General features: G+C 53.2%; 14 protein-coding genes. 6 read left to right on the top strand and 8 right to left on the bottom strand.

Going from position 1 to position 18,105, the window contains the following annotated elements:
- Positions 1–503 precede the first annotated feature (503 nt).
- Both B051_RS0116065 and B051_RS0116060 read left to right on the top strand, forming a co-directional pair.
- Complete coding sequence (locus tag B051_RS0116065) at positions 504–3,629, top strand: SusC/RagA family TonB-linked outer membrane protein (protein WP_018479242.1); 3,126 nt, start codon at positions 504–506, stop codon at positions 3,627–3,629.
- 15 nt (positions 3,630–3,644) lie between these two features.
- The gene (locus tag B051_RS0116060; RefSeq protein ID WP_026236458.1) at positions 3,645–5,063 is read left to right on the top strand and encodes a SusD/RagB family nutrient-binding outer membrane lipoprotein; all 1,419 of its coding nucleotides are present in this window, start codon (positions 3,645–3,647) and stop codon (positions 5,061–5,063) included.
- Positions 5,064–5,466: 403 nt separating this feature from the next.
- Here B051_RS0116060 and B051_RS0116055 read toward each other — a convergent pair whose 3' ends face one another.
- Positions 5,467–6,633: a serine hydrolase gene (locus tag B051_RS0116055; RefSeq protein WP_018479240.1), complete on the bottom strand. Its 1,167-nt coding sequence runs from the start codon at positions 6,631–6,633 to the stop codon at positions 5,467–5,469.
- 290 nt (positions 6,634–6,923) lie between these two features.
- On the opposite strand from B051_RS0116055, the gene B051_RS21480 reads away from it, so the two are divergent.
- The 4 genes from B051_RS21480 (at position 6,924) to B051_RS21475 (ending at position 9,566) form a co-directional block, all read left to right on the top strand.
- On the top strand, positions 6,924–7,235 hold the full coding sequence (locus tag B051_RS21480) for a putative quinol monooxygenase (RefSeq protein ID WP_033316945.1): 312 nt from the start codon (positions 6,924–6,926) through the stop codon (positions 7,233–7,235).
- Positions 7,236–7,326: 91 nt separating this feature from the next.
- Positions 7,327–7,785 (top strand): hypothetical protein, encoded by a 459-nt coding sequence (locus tag B051_RS0116045; protein WP_018479238.1) that lies wholly within the window; start codon positions 7,327–7,329, stop codon positions 7,783–7,785.
- A gap of 132 nt (positions 7,786–7,917) precedes the next feature.
- Positions 7,918–8,874, top strand: a complete 957-nt coding sequence (locus tag B051_RS0116040; protein ID WP_157578948.1) for a carboxypeptidase-like regulatory domain-containing protein — start codon at positions 7,918–7,920, stop codon at positions 8,872–8,874.
- Between the two features lie 77 nt (positions 8,875–8,951).
- A complete protein-coding gene (locus B051_RS21475; RefSeq protein WP_018479236.1) occupies positions 8,952–9,566 on the top strand; it encodes a carboxypeptidase-like regulatory domain-containing protein in 615 nt (204 codons plus the stop codon).
- Between the two features lie 18 nt (positions 9,567–9,584).
- Here B051_RS21475 and hemA read toward each other — a convergent pair whose 3' ends face one another.
- From hemA to nadB, 7 genes are all read right to left on the bottom strand, one after another.
- A complete protein-coding gene (gene hemA, locus B051_RS0116030; RefSeq protein ID WP_018479235.1) occupies positions 9,585–10,847 on the bottom strand; it encodes a glutamyl-tRNA reductase in 1,263 nt (420 codons plus the stop codon).
- Positions 10,848–11,565: 718 nt separating this feature from the next.
- On the bottom strand, positions 11,566–12,627 hold the full coding sequence (locus B051_RS0116025) for a response regulator (RefSeq protein WP_018479234.1): 1,062 nt from the start codon (positions 12,625–12,627) through the stop codon (positions 11,566–11,568).
- Positions 12,624–13,856 carry a hybrid sensor histidine kinase/response regulator gene (locus B051_RS0116020; protein ID WP_018479233.1) on the bottom strand — a complete coding sequence of 411 codons (1,233 nt, stop codon included), beginning with the start codon at positions 13,854–13,856 and terminating at the stop codon, positions 12,624–12,626. The genes B051_RS0116025 and B051_RS0116020 overlap by 4 nt, the downstream gene beginning before the upstream one ends.
- A gap of 87 nt (positions 13,857–13,943) precedes the next feature.
- The gene (locus tag B051_RS0116015; RefSeq protein ID WP_018479232.1) at positions 13,944–14,390 is read right to left on the bottom strand and encodes a response regulator; all 447 of its coding nucleotides are present in this window, start codon (positions 14,388–14,390) and stop codon (positions 13,944–13,946) included.
- Positions 14,391–14,397: 7 nt separating this feature from the next.
- Positions 14,398–15,942: a sensor histidine kinase gene (locus B051_RS0116010; RefSeq protein ID WP_018479231.1), complete on the bottom strand. Its 1,545-nt coding sequence runs from the start codon at positions 15,940–15,942 to the stop codon at positions 14,398–14,400.
- A 119-nt stretch (positions 15,943–16,061) separates the two neighbouring features.
- The gene (locus B051_RS0116005) at positions 16,062–16,427 is read right to left on the bottom strand and encodes a cyclic nucleotide-binding domain-containing protein (protein WP_018479230.1); all 366 of its coding nucleotides are present in this window, start codon (positions 16,425–16,427) and stop codon (positions 16,062–16,064) included.
- A 120-nt stretch (positions 16,428–16,547) separates the two neighbouring features.
- A complete protein-coding gene (gene nadB, locus B051_RS0116000; protein WP_018479229.1) occupies positions 16,548–18,101 on the bottom strand; it encodes an L-aspartate oxidase in 1,554 nt (517 codons plus the stop codon).
- Positions 18,102–18,105: the final 4 nt, after the last annotated feature.

Genomic DNA, 18,105 nt, shown 5'->3' with positions numbered 1-18,105 from the left:
TTACCCTATCCGCAAGCTACACTCAGCGACTATCTACAATCCCCAGTATAGCATCCGAAGATTCCATAGCTATCACAAGCTCCCGAAGACCCAAATCACACGGTGCTACATACCTACGTTACCTACCTGACTCTGCCAATTATATCGGGACTTCTGCAAGAATTGGCACACCTGGAACTACCTCGTTGCGCGGTTGTGCAACAAATCCGCTCATAATGAAACATTTATTGCCAATTTTCATATACATAAAAGTCTATCTAAATCTACTTGAAAAGTGGCAGCCAACGGAGAATTTCTAAGCCAATACCTGCCACAGTCACTGTTCTTGCGTCGCAAAAGCATGTTTGACAGGTTCGTAGAACACACACAGCCTCCCCTTCCGAAGCAGCTCAGCTCTCCGGATATCAGCAGCAAGCGCGCTGCTTCTCAGGTATGCCCCTGCTTCACCCCAAGACCTTATACTTTTTCACCCATTCACTATTCAGAAATTTAATGGAAACACTATGAAAAACACCTTTACTTTATTCGTCATGTTACTGCTCCACATCTGCTGGGCCTCCACCGCCCTGGCCCAGCAAAGGCAAGTGAGCGGAAAGGTAACGGGCGCAGACACAGGCACAGGTATGCCTGGGGTCAGCGTGGTGGTCAAGGGCACTACAGCCGGTGTCTCAACAGACGCCGAAGGCAACTACGAGATTAACGTACCCGACAACAACGCCACCTTGGTGTTCCGCTTTCTGGGTTATCAGACACAGGAGGTACCGGTAGGCACCCAGTCCACTGTCAACGTGACGCTGGCCATCGATGCCCAGGAGCTGGGCGAGGTGATGGTGACTGCCTTGGGCATTACCCGAGAGAAAAAGGCACTGGGCTATGCCGCACAGCAGGTGGAGTCTGAGGAGCTAACACAGCACCGACAGCCCAACGTGCTCAATGCCATGCAGGGCAAAGTGGCCGGTGCTACCATATCGAGTACGGGTGGTGCACCGGGGCAGGGTACTAGCATCCAAATCAGGGGCATCAACTCCATTGACCCTACCCGCCCCAACCAGCCGCTCTTCGTCATTGACGGGGTACTGATGGACAACTCCACCTCCACCTTCGGCGCAGGCGCTGAACTCAGGGGCATGAGTAACCGCCTGGCCGATATCAACCCGGATGACATCGCGAGTATCAACGTGCTGAAGGGTGGTGCAGCCACAGCGCTCTATGGCCTACGAGGAGCGAACGGTGTGGTGGTCATCACCACCAAGAGAGGTGAATCAGGTGCTTTGCGGGTGAGTTTAACCAGCACAGCCGGTTTAGAGGAAGTGAACAAATTCCCAAAGACGCAGGATACCTATACCCAGGGCTACACCGGCGTGTACGACCCCGCCAGTTTCTGGCCCTCCTGGGGACCAACGGTGGAAGAGGCACGCAGTCTCGACCCGACACACCCTGAAAAACTTTACAAACACTTTGAGGATGCCTATGAAATGGGCCACCAGTTCCGGAACTCGCTGTCTTTCTCGGGGGGCAACGAGACCATCACTTACCTCTCTTCCCTCTCCCACCTGAAGCACGAAGGCGTGCTGCCCTTCACAGATTTCGAGAACTTTTCTGCCCGCCTTAACACCGATGTAAAGTTGAGTGACAAAGTACGGACGGGTGCCAACTTCAACTTCTCCAAATCTGGGGGTATGCGCTATAATGCTGACCGCTTCAACGAGATGCTCAGCTACTGGTCACCACGCTGGGACGTGGAGGACTATAAGAAACCCGACGGCACCATGCTAAGCTACGGCAACGATAACGCAATTTATGCAGCCTCCACCAACCAGATGGAAGATGACGTGAACCGGTTCATCGGCAGTGTGCACCTGGGCTACGCCCCGCTCAAATGGCTGGACCTGAGCTATCGCATCGGCTTGGACAACTACACCGACGACCGAACACGCACGGCGCCAGGTATACGTGGCTTTGCTGATGAGCGGGTGCTGGAAGACAACGGGCAGGGCTTCGTGTATGAGTATACTACCAAGTTCCGCTCTATCAACTCCAACTTCATTGCGACCGCGACCACCAGTTTTGGCGAGAACTTCAACACGACGTTCCGTCTGGGCCACGAACTCTACGATGAGCGGGTGAGAAGCTTTGGTGCGGAAGGCGATGAACTTACCGTATTCAACTACTTTGACCTGCGCAACGCCCGCCTGCTCACCGCCAGACAGGACCAGTCAGAGTATAGGCTGATGGGTATTTTCGGAGAAGCCTCCGTTGATTACCGGGACTTCCTGTTCCTGACATTGACTGGACGTAACGACATCACCTCCACCCTGAGCAAGTCTAACAACTCCTTCTTCTACCCTTCAGTGAGTTTGAGTTATGTATTCTCAGAGCATTTCGGGTTGCCGTCGTTCATCAACCAAAGCAAGCTGCGACTGTCGTACGCCCAGATTGGTAAAGACGCTCCCAGGTACTCTATCTCATCTGGGTTCTCGCCTTACTCCGGCTTCCCGACGGGTTATACCGGGTTCACCCGCGCTGCCCTGTTGGGTAACGTAGACCTGCGTCCCGAATTCACCGATACCTACGAGGCCGGTCTGGAGATGTCGTTCCTGGACAACCGCCTGGGCTTCGACTTCACGTATTATTACTCGCTGAGCACCGACCAGATTCTGCCGATTGATGTGGCCGCTTCCACGGGTTTCGTGCGTGCTGCCGTGAACTCCGGTGAGATGCGCAACAAAGGTGTAGAGATAGTACTCAATGCGACCCCTGTCAGAACGAACGACTTCACCTGGGACTCCAAGCTGATTTTCTCGGCCAACCGTAACAAGATTCTGAGCATCCGCGAGGGCTTGGAGGAGATTCCGTACGCTTCTCAGTTCGGTTACCTCAGCTCTACCGTCACCATGAAGCTTATACCTGGGCAGCCTTATGGCAACATCTACGGCTCTAGCTGGCAGCGCTACTATGGGCCGGGCGACGAGGAAGACCCTTTGTTCATTGACGAGAACAGGCCGCTGCTGATTGGTCCAGATGGCTTCCCGGTACGGGCACCCCTCTCCACCCAGAAGATTTTGGGCAACTCACAGCCCGATTGGATTGGAGGCTTCACCAACACCTTCTCTTACAAAGGCCTTAGCCTGACTGCCCTCTTAGACGCCCGCATAGGCCATGAGAAGTACAACCAGATGGGTAACTTCTTCTCTGCCTTCGGCATAGCCGACTATACCGAGAACCGCAATGAGTTCAAGGTGTTTGAGGGCGTTCTGGCCGACGGTACGCCTAACACCAAGCAGGTATGGCTGGGCCAGGGAGTGGGTCCAGACGGCATAAACTACGGAGATGGCTTCTATCGCCGCTTCCATAGAGGCGTTTCAGAGGAGTTTGTGGAAGATGCTTCGTGGGTGCGGCTACGTTCGTTGACGCTCAGCTATGCCATGCCGAGCCAGTGGTTTGAGGACATCTTCATTCGCAACGCCTCCGTCTCCCTGACTGGCAACAACCTGTGGCTGTCTACGGATTACTCAGGATTTGACCCGGAAAACAGCTCCAACCCGAGCGGCAGCAACGTGGATGGATTTGCTGGTTTCACTTACCCGGCTGTGAGAAGCTACCTGTTCACCCTGAACCTTGGGTTCTAAAAAGAGAGAAATATTATGAGAAAGATAATTAGATACGCACTCGCCTTTACCATGATAGGGGCTGCGATGACTTTTCAAAGCTGCGAAGATTATTTTGACCTGGACGAAAACCCGAACCTGGTATCTAGTCCTCCGCTCAGCGCCATGCTGTCTACTGCTACGCACAAGACTGGCCTGAACAGCCAGCGTGTGGCTGCCACCACCTCCTTTTTTGTGCAGCACCTGGCCAGCCCTACAGCCGGCAGTGGCACCGATACCTACCAGGTGACAGACTTCACAGGCACTTGGGATGCGCTATACCTGGCCATGGCCGACATCTATGACATGAAGCAGAAAGGTATGGAAGAAGGCGCCTCGGATTACGTGGGTGTGGCCAACATCCTGATGTCCTATCACCTGAGCCTGGTGACAGACCTCTGGGGCGATGCACCTTATTCGCAAGCCTTCGACAACACTACCTTGACGCCTGACTTTGACACGGAGGAAGAGCTGTATGCGGAGGCGCTTCGCCTGCTCGACGAAGGTATAGCCGAGCTGCAGAAAACCGACTCCAGGATTGCGTTGGATGAGGATAACGACCTGATCCATGGCGGTGACAAAGACGCTTGGATTATGACAGCCAATGCCTTCAAAGCAAGGATGCTCAACAAGGTCAGCAAGCAAGCGTCTTATAACCCGGCGGCTGTACTGAGCGCTGTTGAGAGCTCCTACAAGTCCAATGAGGATGACGCGGAGATGGCCGTTTTTGCGCTTCGAAACCCCTGGGCTGCCGTGGCACAAAGCAATGCTTCCCTCATACTGGGCGGCTGGCTATCGGAGCAGTTGGTGAATCAACTCAATGGCACTACCTATGGCGTGGTGGACCCCCGCATATCCCGCATCACGGACCCTACGGTGACTGGCACTTATGTGGGCACTCCAAATGGCGTAGGCAACGTGGGCCCGGCCAACAACACAGTGAAGGACGAGGTATACATCTCGCGCAACTCTCCGCTGACAGGCGACTTGTCTCCTATTATCATTGCCTCTTATGCTGAGATGAAGTTCATTGAAGCAGAGGCAGCCTTCAGAGCTGGTGACCGTACCCGCGCCTACGACGCCTACCTGGCAGGTATCCGGGCGCACATGGACAAGCTTGGCGTGCCAGCCGCTGAGCGCGAATCCTACATTTCGAATCCGGCTGTGGGCGTGGGTGCAAGCAACCTGACGCTCGACCTGATTTTCAAGGAGAAGTACGTGGTAACCTACCTCAACCCCGAGGCCTGGAATGATGCCCGCCGCTTCAATTACCAGTACAAGGATTTCACACTGCCTGCCAACGCAGCCCTTCCAACGTTCATACGCCGATTGGCATACCCTCAGGGCGAAGCCAGCAAGAACCCCAACACGCCTAACAGTCCAGTGCTGTCAGAGCCGTTGTGGTGGGATGTATAAGGTATACTTTAGGTATGGAGTAAAGACAGCCACCCCTGATTGGAGGTGGCTGTTTTGTTTAGAGGCTCGCTGGCTTGAAGATGCTATACATAGAAAGAACCTGCCCCTCCCAAGAGGGGAATCGGGAACGATTGACATCCCCCTGCCCCTTTTGAAAGAGAAATCTCCTTCACTAACTGTCATTTCCTTGCAACTTTGTCATTTCGACGATAGGAGAAATCTGTTACCATACCTGCCGCCTGTGCGAGTGCAGCGGGAACGGGCGGTGAAAATAATGTAAAGGCTGTAGAAGAAGTTTATAAAAGCCGCATCTGCGCTGACGCCAGATTTGCGCCAAGAAGAGTATAAGCTTCCTCCTTCCGTCGGAATGACAGAATTAATGGCAATGACAGTATTTGGTATGCTAATATTTCAGCCTGAACTTGCTTAGGTCTGGCAGGTGCTCTTTCTTACGCTTTACCTCGTGCTCGTATATGGCGCGGCCCAGGTTTCTCAGGAAGGGGTAGCCTATCTCCTCGTATTCATACTGGCCATCGTTGTATGTGCCATTCTCGTTGACTGAAATCACGGCCGTCAGCATGAACTCCACACCTTTGTCAAAGTCCACGATGTAGGCATTGTCAAGCAGAAAACCATAGGCGTTGCCGATTTTGTTGAAGATGCGGACATTGTCCGGTATGCGCTCTTTGGAAGTGCCGTATAGCAGGAATTTCACGTAGCTGTCCGGGTACTCCTTGGGGTTATAAGCAGGATAATCGCTTTCGCGGGGCAGCATCGACATGTACCTGTACAGGAAGGCATAGTCGTCGTCGGTCAGGTTAAAGCGTTGCTGCTCTGGTACGGCCTCCGGTAACAGCACGCTTTTGAGTATACCCTGAAGCACCTCCAGCGTGATGTAGTTCTTGCCCGTGAAATCCATGGGGCCGTTAATCAGTTTGTCGCCATCGATATAGCCTTTACCGAGCATCCCGTCATACCTGGCCTGGTGGAAACGTGTAGGATTGTGCACCAGGGGCTGCTGATAGATAATCTGGTCGTCCTTATAAAAAGTGAAGGGGTTGGTATGACGGTTCTCGTCTGGGGTACGCGAAATATCCAGCCGGTGCACCAGTTGCACATCCTGGAAGCCCTTCTCATGCAAGGCTTGGTTCAGGCGCTGCTGCCCCACAAACTCATACAGCCGGTTGTAGGCATCGTTGTCGCTCACCAGAAACAATTTCTTGATGTAGTGCGCAATGGAGGCCTTTCCGTCGGCGGAGGTGCTGTCGCCGGTCACGGCGGTCTGCCGGGAATAGGCGCTGTCCACCTTCAGGGGCGTGTACTTGTCAAGTCCAGGTATGTTCAGTTCGTTGAGTTTCTCCAGCGCCACCAAAGCACCGGGCAGCTTGACGGTGCTGGCTGGGTAAAAGTATTCCTGCGGATTGACGCGGTAGGTATAGGAGGTGAAGTGTGGTCTGTTCTGCTCATCGCGGTCAATCTGCGTGTACAGGATTTGCAGCCTGTGCTTTTCAGCGTTATCCAGAATCTCCTTGAACTGCTCAGGCTTGGCGGAGAGAATGTTTTCTATCATGTTGTCGGGTTTGCTGGTACTCTTCTGGCTACTGCTACAGGCGCCTGAAGTCAGTCCTACAAAAGCGCCCAGGTATAACGCCAGCCTTCGAAATGTAAGTATACAGGTTTTGCTCATGCCGGAAAGGATACAGTCTTTGAATTAGCAGCTTTCCGGCAAATAAAACCATCTCATCAGTATTGACAAGGTATAGCGGATTATTTTGCTGCCCCGGCTTGCGGTGTTGGGTTTATGTTCTACCTGGAATTGCTATATTGTGCAGGTACACACAAAGCTAGAAGCAACCCATCATGACCCAATACGGACTCCACGGAAGATTAAATGCCACCCCAGGCAATGGCGAAAATCTCGCCCACATTCTCTTACAGGCGGCTGAACTCGTTCGTACTGCCCAAGGCTGCCGGCTATACCTGGTGAGCCGCGACAACAGCACCCCTGATGCCGTGTGGGTGACAGAGGTTTGGGACAGCCAGGAAGACCACGACAACTCACTGCTGGTGCCTGGCGTGCGAGAGCTCATCGGTGAGGCCATGCCCTTGTTGGCAGGCAAACCCGAAAAAGGCCAGGTGCTGGAAGTGCTGGGTGGAGTTGGGTTGAAGTAAGCGAGGATCAGACTATCACTTACATGGCAGATAAACGTCATCGTGATGTTTACACGGTAGTTGGCAGTCATTATCAAGAACAAAGTGAAACATGTATAAAGGATTTTTAGTCGCATTTCTGTTCTACACAATCGGACTTGCCATTGCAGGGCTGTGTTATTTAACTATCGGACATGAATACATACATGCACCTGGCCTACATCACATAATAACCCTCATAACATTCTTTCTTGGCTTTTTGTGGTTATTAGCGGCAGCTATCCGATACATAATTGGAAAAAGAACAGAAGTATTACGCGGAATAATCTTTACTAATTTATTGATGTGCTTGGGTTTTGCTCTGTACATGGTTTACATCATCAAAGGAACTGATGACAACAGCGAACTTGGAGCCAATTCCGACAAAATTTACATAGAAGAATCCGGTGACACAACTACATTGTATCATGGCGGTTCACCGGTGTACTTAAAAGTGAAGGATTCTGTGCTAATCAATTTCATAGACTCTACGGAGATAGACTGGAATAAGGTAGAAAGCTCTACAAAATAACCTCTGCCAACAACTCCTAAACGTCAACCTTCGGCAAAAGGCCTCACCCGTCGCTTAGCCACGTATGTCAGCTGAAATACCAAAACGAGTCCATCCACCTGGTCTTAACAATGCCCATACCTGGATAAGCGTTTGGCAAAATACAACGCCTCATGCAACCCTTTCGGGCAGAATAGAATCTTCTTTGTGACAGGTATAGCAAATGCCTGTGGTATAGCACCACAATCCACGAAGACCCTATCCATGCCCCAAAACCCTTTCACCCGACTTACCCTGACAGGGTTGTTTCTGTTCATCGCCTCCCTGTCCTTCGCGCAAACCCTTACGCTGAAAGGAATGGTCAAAAGCGCCGCGCAGCAGGAGGCTATACCTTATGTCAACATCGGCATCAAAAAGAAGAACATCGGCACAGCGTCCAAACTGTACGGCACATTTTCCCTAACTCTGAAAGAGGAGAACCGGCAGGATACACTCACTTTTTCGGCAGTGGGCTACCAGGAAGTTTCCCTGCCCATAGCAGTAATCCTGGCTAATCAGACAAGCGAGTTTTTCCTATCCGAGAAAACAACGGCACTGCAGGAGGTGGTCATCCGTAGCAAGACGCCTAAAACCAGGAAGTTTGGCACCACCTCACGCAACCCGTTTCTCTATGGCTCTGCAGAAACAGTCCACTCAGATGATATTTCGGAGTTGGCCAAGCACATCGGCCTGAACAACAAACCCTCCGAGATTCTGTCTGCCACGGTATACCTGCGCAGCGTCAAGCGTGATTCGGCAACCTTCCGCATCAACCTTTACAAGCCTGAGGCAGGTATGCCAGGCGAACGTCTCATCGAGAAAAGCATTATAAAACGATTGCCGCTGAACCAGGGCTGGGTGACAATTCCGCTGGAGCCATACGGTATAGTGGTGGAAGATGACTTCTTCCTGGGGATAGAATACCTGCCGGAACACAGCCAGTACGAGAAATACATTTTCACATACGGAGCCGCTCTGGGAGGCAGTGGCTATACCCGAAAGGCAAGCCTCGGCGATTGGGAAAAATTTGTGGGCGCCCGGTTGGCAGCCTATGTGACGGTGCGGCAGTAATCACTTCAACAACGCATCTTCTAATTTGGACACCAATCCCTTGCCTCTTCAGGAGAGTAGGGAATAGCCATACCTGCATGGACACCAGAAGACTGCCGCTGCTTATTTCCTTCATCTCAATGCTCCTGTGGCACCAGGATGTCCTGGCGCAGCAAGCGACGCCACTTCAAGAGCAGGTGGTGCAGGTATCGGGAAAGGTAGTGGCTGGGGACAGCCTGAGCGGATTGGAGGGAGTGGCCGTATTCGTGCCGGGCACGACACGAGGCACGCATACCCGCAAGAGCGGTTATTTTTCGATGCCGGTAGTGGCAGGCGATACGATTGTCTTCGATGCCTTAGGATACTCCAGCAAAAAGCTCGTGATACCGGCTGATGAGTCCAAAAACAGCCTGACGGTTAAGGTTGTACTAGAGGAACAGCCCAATCCACTTCCAGTTGTAGAGGTAATGCCATGGGCTACGGAGTATGACCTGAAACAGGCTTTGCTGCGAACCAAGCTGCCTAAAGACTCCAGCGAACTGATAGCGCCCCTGCCACCGCCAGTTGTCTACAAATCCATAACTAACATGCCGGCCATGGACGCTAATGCGAACTTCAAGCATGGTCTAAATCAACAACAGGGACAGCGTGAAAGCCGATTCAAGGTACCTGATATCCTGAAGGTGTTTTCTATACCTATCCGCTACTACTAAACCCGACAGGTATAGTGCTTAAGCCTCCTGCTTCTCCAGGTTGAACAGAGCGCTCAAGCCTTCGAGCAGCGCCTCTGACTCACCGCGCTGGCACGCTGCTTTCAATTCCAGCGCCGGCAGTTTCACAATCTTGTTGAGGATATTCTTCGTGATGGCCTCCACCAGTTCCTTCTCTTCTGCACCCAGCTTTTTGGTGTAGCGTGCGATTTCCTGCTGACGAATGTCCTCCAGCCGGCTCTTGAACTGCTGCAGCGCCGGCGACATCGCCATCTCGCGTGTCCAGGCCTGGAACTCCACCATCGCCTCGGTAATGATTTCCTTCACCTGCGGAATAGCGGCCAGTCTTATCTCCAAAGCCTCTGTCGCGCGGTTTTTGATGTTGTCTACGTTGTATACCTTAGCCTCTGGCAGCGTCTCAATGCCGGCGTCGATGCTTCGTGGCATCGAAAGGTCGATGAAAAGTTTGCTGGAGCTTAGCCCCTGCTTCTCCACCTCCTCTTTGCTGATGAAAAAGCAGTCGCCCGGCACGGAGGAAATCACCACGTCTGCCTTGCTGATTTCTTCCCATACGTTCTCCCAATAGACCGCCGTGGCGCCTGTCTTCTGCGCCAGTTCCAGGGCTTTGTGGTGCGTGCGGTTCGCGATGGTTACGTTGTTGATGGCCGATTTCCCAAAGTTGTCGCATACATTGGCGCCAATCTCCCCTACCCCAATCATCAGCACGCGCGGTTCCGCCATACCCCTGGTCAGTTCCTCCACCAGCTCTACCGTAGCATATGACACCGAAGCGGCTCCATCAAAGAAAGCGGTCTGGTTGAACACTTGCTTGTTGGTATAGAAGATGGTGTGCAGCAGCCGGTGCAGGAACGGGCCGGCCATGTCGGCATCGGCCGCCCACTGGTAGGCTTTTTTCACTTGGTTGAGTATCTGCATATCGCCTACCACCTGCGACTCCAGCCCCAGCGCCACATAGAACAGGTGCTGCACAGCCTCCTGGTGTCCGGTGATGCTCTTGAAGAAGGGAACAATCTCTTTGGTGGCGATGAAGCCTTTCTCCAGCGCAATCAGCTTGATGATTTCACGGGAAAGGTCCTGCTCCGCAGCATAGTACACCTCAGTGCGGTTGCAAGTAGAAAGCACCAGCACGTCCTGCGCCACCGTGAACTCGTTTATTTTGTCGAGCAGGTTCCGGCAGGCTATCTCATTCAGTGACACTGCTTCACGAACGGCAATGGGGGCATGCTTGTAGGATAAAGTGAGTGCTTTGAACTGGTTTTGCATTGTTTTTCTATCAGATACAATGCAAATTTCCTCAAAACAAGCCGTTCGAAACATGACTTTGGTCACTTTTGAGTAGGATAATTGTCACTACTTCAGTTGTTACCACTGTGTCACTTGGGAGAAGTTTTGTGGGGTGGTAGCAGGGATGGGTTGGTAGCAACTGCTTCTGCTCCGTAGCGGTGGCGCAAGCCTTTTGCCCGCTGAGTTGCTCCGTAGCTTGCCCTGGCCGGGCAGGCCTTACTTTTTGTCTTGACACAAATCGAGGGCCCCTACCCCCAAAGCAAGCAAAAAAGTCAAGACGCTCCAAACTCGCTGAACGCTCGAACAGTGGAGCGCCAAAAGGTGCACCTGGCAGTTGCTATACCTTCGTAGCCGCTGTTGTAAGCACGCCTTGGTATACCTGCCAGTGTTCATGTGCTACAATGCTCACATGTGACGAACAGTCACGGCAGAAAGTCCCCCTCCGAAGGGGGCAGGGGGATGTAATCGTTCCCAATTCCCCTCTTGATACGGGAATCAGGTGTAGCTGCAAAGCTACAGCCGTGAGCTACCGAATAAATACCTACTGCTCGGGCCACCGCGGCCTGAGCGCTCGAACAGTAACTAACACATGAAAGGTACAAGGGCATTGGCTCGGCTGAATTTGATTACTGTGAAGCAATCCGCCCCTATTAATAATCAGGTATAGTCAGCAACAAAAATCCAGAGCAACACCTCCTTAATTCCGCATACGCTCCAGCTTGGTGGCGTTGAGGATTGTGATTTTACTGCCTCGGGTGTCAATCAGGTTTTCATCTTTGAAGTCGGCGAGGGTACGGATAACGGTCTCCTTGGAGGCTCCTACGATGCTGGCCAAATCTTCGCGGGTGATGGACACTTCTGATTTATAATTAGGGTCTTCTTTGTACTGCTTCTCCACGAGCAGCAGCGCTTCGGCCACACGCTTGCGCACCGAGTTATAGGCCAGTTTCAGCAGCCGCTCCTCCTTATCCGCCAGGTTATCGGCCAGTATCTTGATGAACTTGCCCGCCACATCGCGGTTCTGGTACAGCAGCGTAAAGAAGTCCTCTTTGGGGATGATGTATACCTCCGACTCTTCCAGCGCCATGGCGGATTCGCGGTAGGCTTTCTCCTCCATCAAATCCAAATAACCAATGAAGTCACCATCTTTGTAAAGGTTGGTGATGTACTCTCGACCTTCCTCATTCGACTTGTAAGCCTTGATTCTGCCCTTGTTCAGAAAGTAGAGGTTATTGGGGTAGTTGCCCTCCGAGAACAGGTGTTGTTTTTTCCGGAAGATGGTCACTTTTCGCTTATCCGAGATAAGCTTGTTCAGCTCCTCATAGCCCTTTGCCTCCTGTATGAAGTTGTCGATGCCCTGTACGCTCTTCTGGAATTCAGTCTTCAGAATCTCGTTCTTCTTCAGGCGCATCTCCACCGCATCCAGCAGTTCCAAATCATCAAAGGGCTTGGTCAGGTAGTCGTCGGCACCCAGGTTCATCCCCTTCCGGAAGTCCTCTTTCTCTGATTTGGCAGTCAGGAAAATGAAAGGTATGCTGGAGGTGGTCGTGTTCTTGCTGAGCATGTGCAATACGCCATAGCCGTCCAGTTGCGGCATCATGATGTCACAGATAATCAGGTCCGGGTTCTCCTTCTTGGCCAGGTCTACGCCTACTTTGCCGTTCTCGGCTTCTATCACTTCATAATTAGCCAGTGAGAGTATCTCGGCGGTGTTTTCGCGTATCTCCTGGTTGTCTTCTATCAGCAATATCTTTTTCATGTCTGCGCTGTTTGCGGAATTGTGATGCTAAATTCGGTGCCTTTCCCCAACTCGCTCTGGTAGTCAAGGGTGCCACCCATTATTTCGACGTACTTCTTTACAATATTCAGTCCCAGGCCTGTTCCCTGGATGTTGGTCACGTTCTGCGCCCGGAAGAATGGCGTGAACAGGTGCACTTTATCTGCGTCCGGTATACCGATGCCTTCGTCGTGCACCACCAGCCGGATGGATTGCTCCGTTACCTCGGTGGTGAACCAGATGGTCTTACCCTCCCCGGAGTACTTGCTGCCGTTCGAGAGCAGGTTCAGGATGATGTTCTTGAGCAACTGCTTGTCCAGCGTGACCGCTGACGCCTCACTTAGGTGCTGGTAGTCAATGCGCTGACCATCTTTCAGAAAGCCCTGCATTTCGTCTACCACTTCCGTATTAAAGGTATGCAAATCAAAGGTAGTAGGTACGTTGTAGATTTTCCCTTCCTCCATCCGACTGATGGACAGGAAATCGTTCAGGATGTTGGTCAGGTTGTTGACCGCAGATTTTATACGGCCCACATGCTTCAGGCGCTTGTCATCGTCCTCAGCCGACTTGTATTTGGTGATTAAAGAGGCCGAAGACAGGACGGTACTCAGCGGAGTCCGGAACTCGTGCGAGGCGATGGTCACGAACCGGGATTTAAGCTCGTGCAACTCCTTCTCCTTTTGCAGGGCCTTGTGAATCTCCAGCTGCGCCTGCTTCAGCGTTCTGTTCGTGTGCTCCAGTTCCCGGTTGGCTGCTGCCAGCTCGCGGGTGCGTTCCTCTACCCGCTGCTCCAGTTCCATGTTGAATTTCTGAATCTCTTCCAGGCTCTTAGCGTGCTCAATGCTATACCGGATGGAGCGCTCCAGGTCGAAGGGGTTGAAGGTGCCTTTGACAAGGTAATCCTGAGCGCCCACGCGCATGGCCTTTTCGTCGGTTTCGCGGTCGCTTTGGCCGGTGAGCAGAATAAAGGGAGCCGTGACACCCTCGTTTACGGACTTTTCGATGAGTTCCAGCCCATCGCGCGCGCCAAGCCGGAAATCGACCAGGTATACGTGGTGCCGCCGCTCCCGTATGATGTCCACTGCCTTGTCAAAGGAAGAGGCCCATTCTAGCACATAGTTCCGCCCCGGAATATCATCCATTATGTCCCGCGCGATGATGAAGTCATCCTCATCATCGTCTACTAACAACACGCGAATCTTGTCAAGCATAGTTGAGTTAGAGAGTTATAAGTTCTGAGTCTCGAGTTCTGAGTTAAAATCTTTTGAGACTCAAAACTCAAAACCCGAGTCTCAAACCTACGGTTTTGGCAGTTCCACTATTTCGAACCAGTACTTGCTCAGGGTTTTCATCACGTCCACCAGCGAACTGAAGGTGACGGGTTTGCTGATGAAAGAGCTCACGCCCAGGTCGTAGGTACGGAGTATATCCTCTTCGGCCTTGGAGGTAGTGAGCACCACAACCGGAAGCACGCGCAGGTGGTCATCGGCCTTTATCTCTTTGAGCGCCTCACGTCCATCCTTCTTGGGCATGTTGAGGTCGAGCAAAATCAGGCCAGGCGTCGGGAACTTCTCTTTTTCGGTGAACCTGCCCCGGTTGTGCAGGTAGTCCATCAGTTCCTCTCCGTTCTCTACAAACTGCACGGCATTGCTCAGCCTGCTCTCATCCAGTGCTTCCTTGATGAGCATGCGGTCTTCGGCATCGTCATCGGCAATCAGTATGACAATCGGTCTCTTTGAATTCATAAGCTATCTATTCCAGAAGGTGGTTTTTTGCTAATGTCACGATGAAATGGGTGCCCTGCCCCGGTTTACTCTTGGCAGTAATGTCACCGCCGTGGCGTATGGCTATTTTGCGGCAGATGGCCAGACCTATACCTGAACCCTCGTATTTTTGCCCCTCTAGCCGCTGGAAGATGTTGAAGATGCGGTCGAGGTATTTCTCGTCGAAGCCGATGCCGTTGTCCTCCACGTGCAGTTCAATAATCTCGTCGCCGGGCGTGCCACCTGTGTGTGCTTTCGGCTGCAGGCTGTTGGCGTATACCTTGATGTGGGGCTTCTCGTCTCCGCGACTGAATTTGATGGCGTTGCTGATGAGGTTCTGCAGCAGTTGCCGCAGCTGGGTGGGCTCCGCCTGCATCACCGGCAAAGGAGAGGTCTCGATTTTAGCCCCCGATTTTTCAATGGCAATCTCCAAATCCGACAGCACCTCCGCCAGTATGTTGTTCAGGTCCACACGCACGAAGGGTTTGGCACCTGAGGTGACCCTGGAGAAGGTGAGCAGGTCGTTTATCAGGTTCTGCATACGCGAGGCGGCGTTCAGCATGCGGTCCACGTAGTCCTTGCCTTGGTCACTCAGCTTTTCATACTCCTTCGTCTTCAGCCGGTCGCCGAAGGCTTGTATCTTGCGGAGCGGCTCCTGCAGGTCGTGTGACGACACGTAGGCGAAGTCCTGCAGCTCCCGGTTGCTCCGCTCCAGTTCGGCGGCATAGCGGCGCAGGCGCTCCTCACTTATCTTCTGCTGCGTGATGTCGTGGATGAAGCCCGTGTATACCTTGCGGTCAGAAAGATACACCTCGCTGATGCTCAGGTATAGCGGAAAGATGGTGCCGTCCTTCTTGAGCCCCGACACTTCCCTGCCTATACCTATAATGCGCTTTTCGCCTGTCTCATGGTAATGGTGCATGTAGTTATCGTGCAGGCTGCGGTCCGGCTCGGGCATCAGCATGTTTATTTTCCGGCCCATGAGCTCTTCCGGGGCGTAACCAAACAGCCGGCACGCCGACGGGTTAACCATTTCGATGACGCCTTGCAAGTCAATGGTAATGATGCCATCCACAGCCGTCTGGATGATGGAGTTGATGCGGCTCTCGCTCTCGCGCAGGGCCGCCTCCGTTTTCTTCAGCTCCGATATGTCGTGGATGATGCCCGTGAAAATCTGCTTATCCTGCAGGTTCACCTCACTGATGCTCAGCAGAAAAGGGAAAACATTGCCGTTCTTCCGCTTGCCCAGTACCTCGCGCCCTTTGCCTATGATTTGGCCTACGCCGGTGCGGTGGTAATTCTGGAGGTAGGTATCGTGCAGGCTGTGGTCTGGCTCAGGCATGAGCATGCTCACGTTCTGGCCGATAATCTCTTCCGGCTGGTACCCGAAAATATGGGCGGCGGCCGGGTTCACGGTTTCTACTACACCGCGTCGGTCGATGGTGATGATGCCATCTATGGCCGTGTCGATGATAGCTTTGAGGCGTGATTCGCTATCGAGGTTCTGATTATAGTGGGCTCCTGTTTCTTTCAAACTGCGTAATTTTTTTAAATATAGGCACTCCGGCTTAATTGTCAAAAGGCTGTTCTGTTTTTGGACGGTCCCTTGCGCTACCAATCTGCCTATCTCTTACGCTTAGAACAGGGCAAATGCTATTCGAACGCCTCTGCTTCCTCCTCCATTCCCAGGCAAACCTGCTGCAGGCAGGACTGGAGCAGCAACCCATCGCAGGCGACACAGGCCAGCAACTGCTGCTGGTCTATCTCTACTAGCGTGGCATTTTCAAGGACGAGCGCAGAGGTGGTATGGTGCTGGCGGAGCAAATCGGGCATGGAGAGCATGCGGGGCTGCCGGACATAGCGAAGGCAGCTGTCCTGCCGCTCGCCCAGCAGGCAGACGCAGCCGGTGGTGAGGTAGTACAGCTTTTGCAGGCGCTCCCCGGCTTGGTAGAGGTATGAGCCTGCCGAATAGGCTACCTGTCTGTAGGATATGGCATGTTGCTGCAGCAATTGAAGCATCTCGTCTGGCTATTTTTGGGGTGAGAACCAACCAAAAGTACTAACCTGCTCCCCGCCAGAACATGATGGATATTAGCCTGAAAAGTAACTTTGGTCACTTGCATCCTATACCTTGCTTCGCTACAGTGGCAGACTGATTACAGCCGTTTCCTCTACAAAATGCCCGCCTACATTCTCCTTCCGCTCCAGGCTGGCCCGGAGGATGCAGGAAGCAACGGTCATTAGGTTCTGAAGTTCCAATACCTCCTGGTGGTCACCTGCCCGTTCACGGATAGTATCCACCTCAATCTGCAGCTTGGCCAAAGCGGCAAGGCAGTTCTCCATACCCTCCTTGGTGCGGACAATCCCAACACGCTCCCACATCAAGCGTTGCAGGCGGATTCTCAGGTCATTAACATCAAGAAGAATATCTTCCGTTAGACTGCCAAAACAATGTACCGGAGCATCCGGGGCAACCCAAATCTTCTCTGAGGCAGACAGCGAAGCTACGTGTGCCGCGGCATTCCGGGCAAATACTACCCCCTCCAGCAGCGAGTTGCTCGCCAGCCGGTTGGCGCCGTGCACGCCCGTGCAGGCCACCTCTCCTATGGCGTATAGCCTGTTGATGGAAGTTCGCCCATTCAGGTCCGTCTGCACGCCGCCGCATTGGTAATGCGCCGCCGGCACAATGGGAATGAGCTGTTGCTCGACATCAATACCCATAGTAGAACACTTATGATAAATAGAAGTGAAGTTTTGCCGCACTTGGCCAGCCGGAAGATGGCGCACATCCAGGTATAGGCAGGGACTTTGGTGCCGCTGTATCTCAGAGAGCACGGCACGGGCCACGATGTCGCGCGGTGCCAACGACTCCAAGGGATGGTATAGGTGCATAAAGTGGCTGCCGTCAGGCAAGACCAATTCCGCTCCCGCTCCCCGTAGCGCCTCGCTTATCAGGAACACCTCCTCGCCGGGCTGGTTAAGCGCCGTAGGATGGAACTGGAAGAACTCCATGTTCCGGATAGCAGCTCCTGCCCGTGCGGCCATGGCCAGTCCGTCGCCGGTTGCAATAGAGGGGTTGGTGGTATACTGGTATACCCGCCCGGACCCTCCTGTAGCCAGTACCACCGCCTGTGCCTGTAAAGACCTCAGCTCCCGCGTATGGGTATCCAGCACCTGTACGCCATAGCAAAACGTACCTGTACTGCTGGAATCAGTGAGCAGTTCTATACCCATCTGATGCTCCCACACGGAAACGTTGGGGTGCTGAAGCACCGCCTGTTCCAGCGCCTGCTGTATGCTGCGCCCGGTGTGGTCTTTTACATGCACAATGCGGTGGTGGCTGTGGCCTCCTTCGAGTCCCAATTCCATCTCGCCTGTTTCCGCCTCATCAAATGCCACGGCCATACCCTGCAGCCAACGGATGGCTGTAGGGGCCTCCTGCACCATGTGGCGTACAGCCGCCTCATCGCAAAGTCCGGCACCGGCTTCCAGGGTGTCCTGCACGTGCTGCTCAAAGGAATCAGCCGGGTCGAGCACGGCGGCTATACCTCCCTGGGCTTGGGCGGTGTTGGTATCAGACAAGGCGGTTTTGCAGAGCACCAGCACCCGGCCATGCCCTGCGGCATGCAGTGCAAAGGTGAGCCCGGCTATACCGCTGCCCAGTACCACGTAATCGTAAGCGGGCACTTTCATGACT

It is taken from the genome of Pontibacter roseus DSM 17521 (genome assembly GCF_000373265.1).
In the GTDB taxonomy this organism is placed as follows: Bacteria; Bacteroidota; Bacteroidia; order Cytophagales; family Hymenobacteraceae; genus Pontibacter; species Pontibacter roseus.
This window is presented reverse-complemented; position numbering and strand designations above follow the sequence as displayed.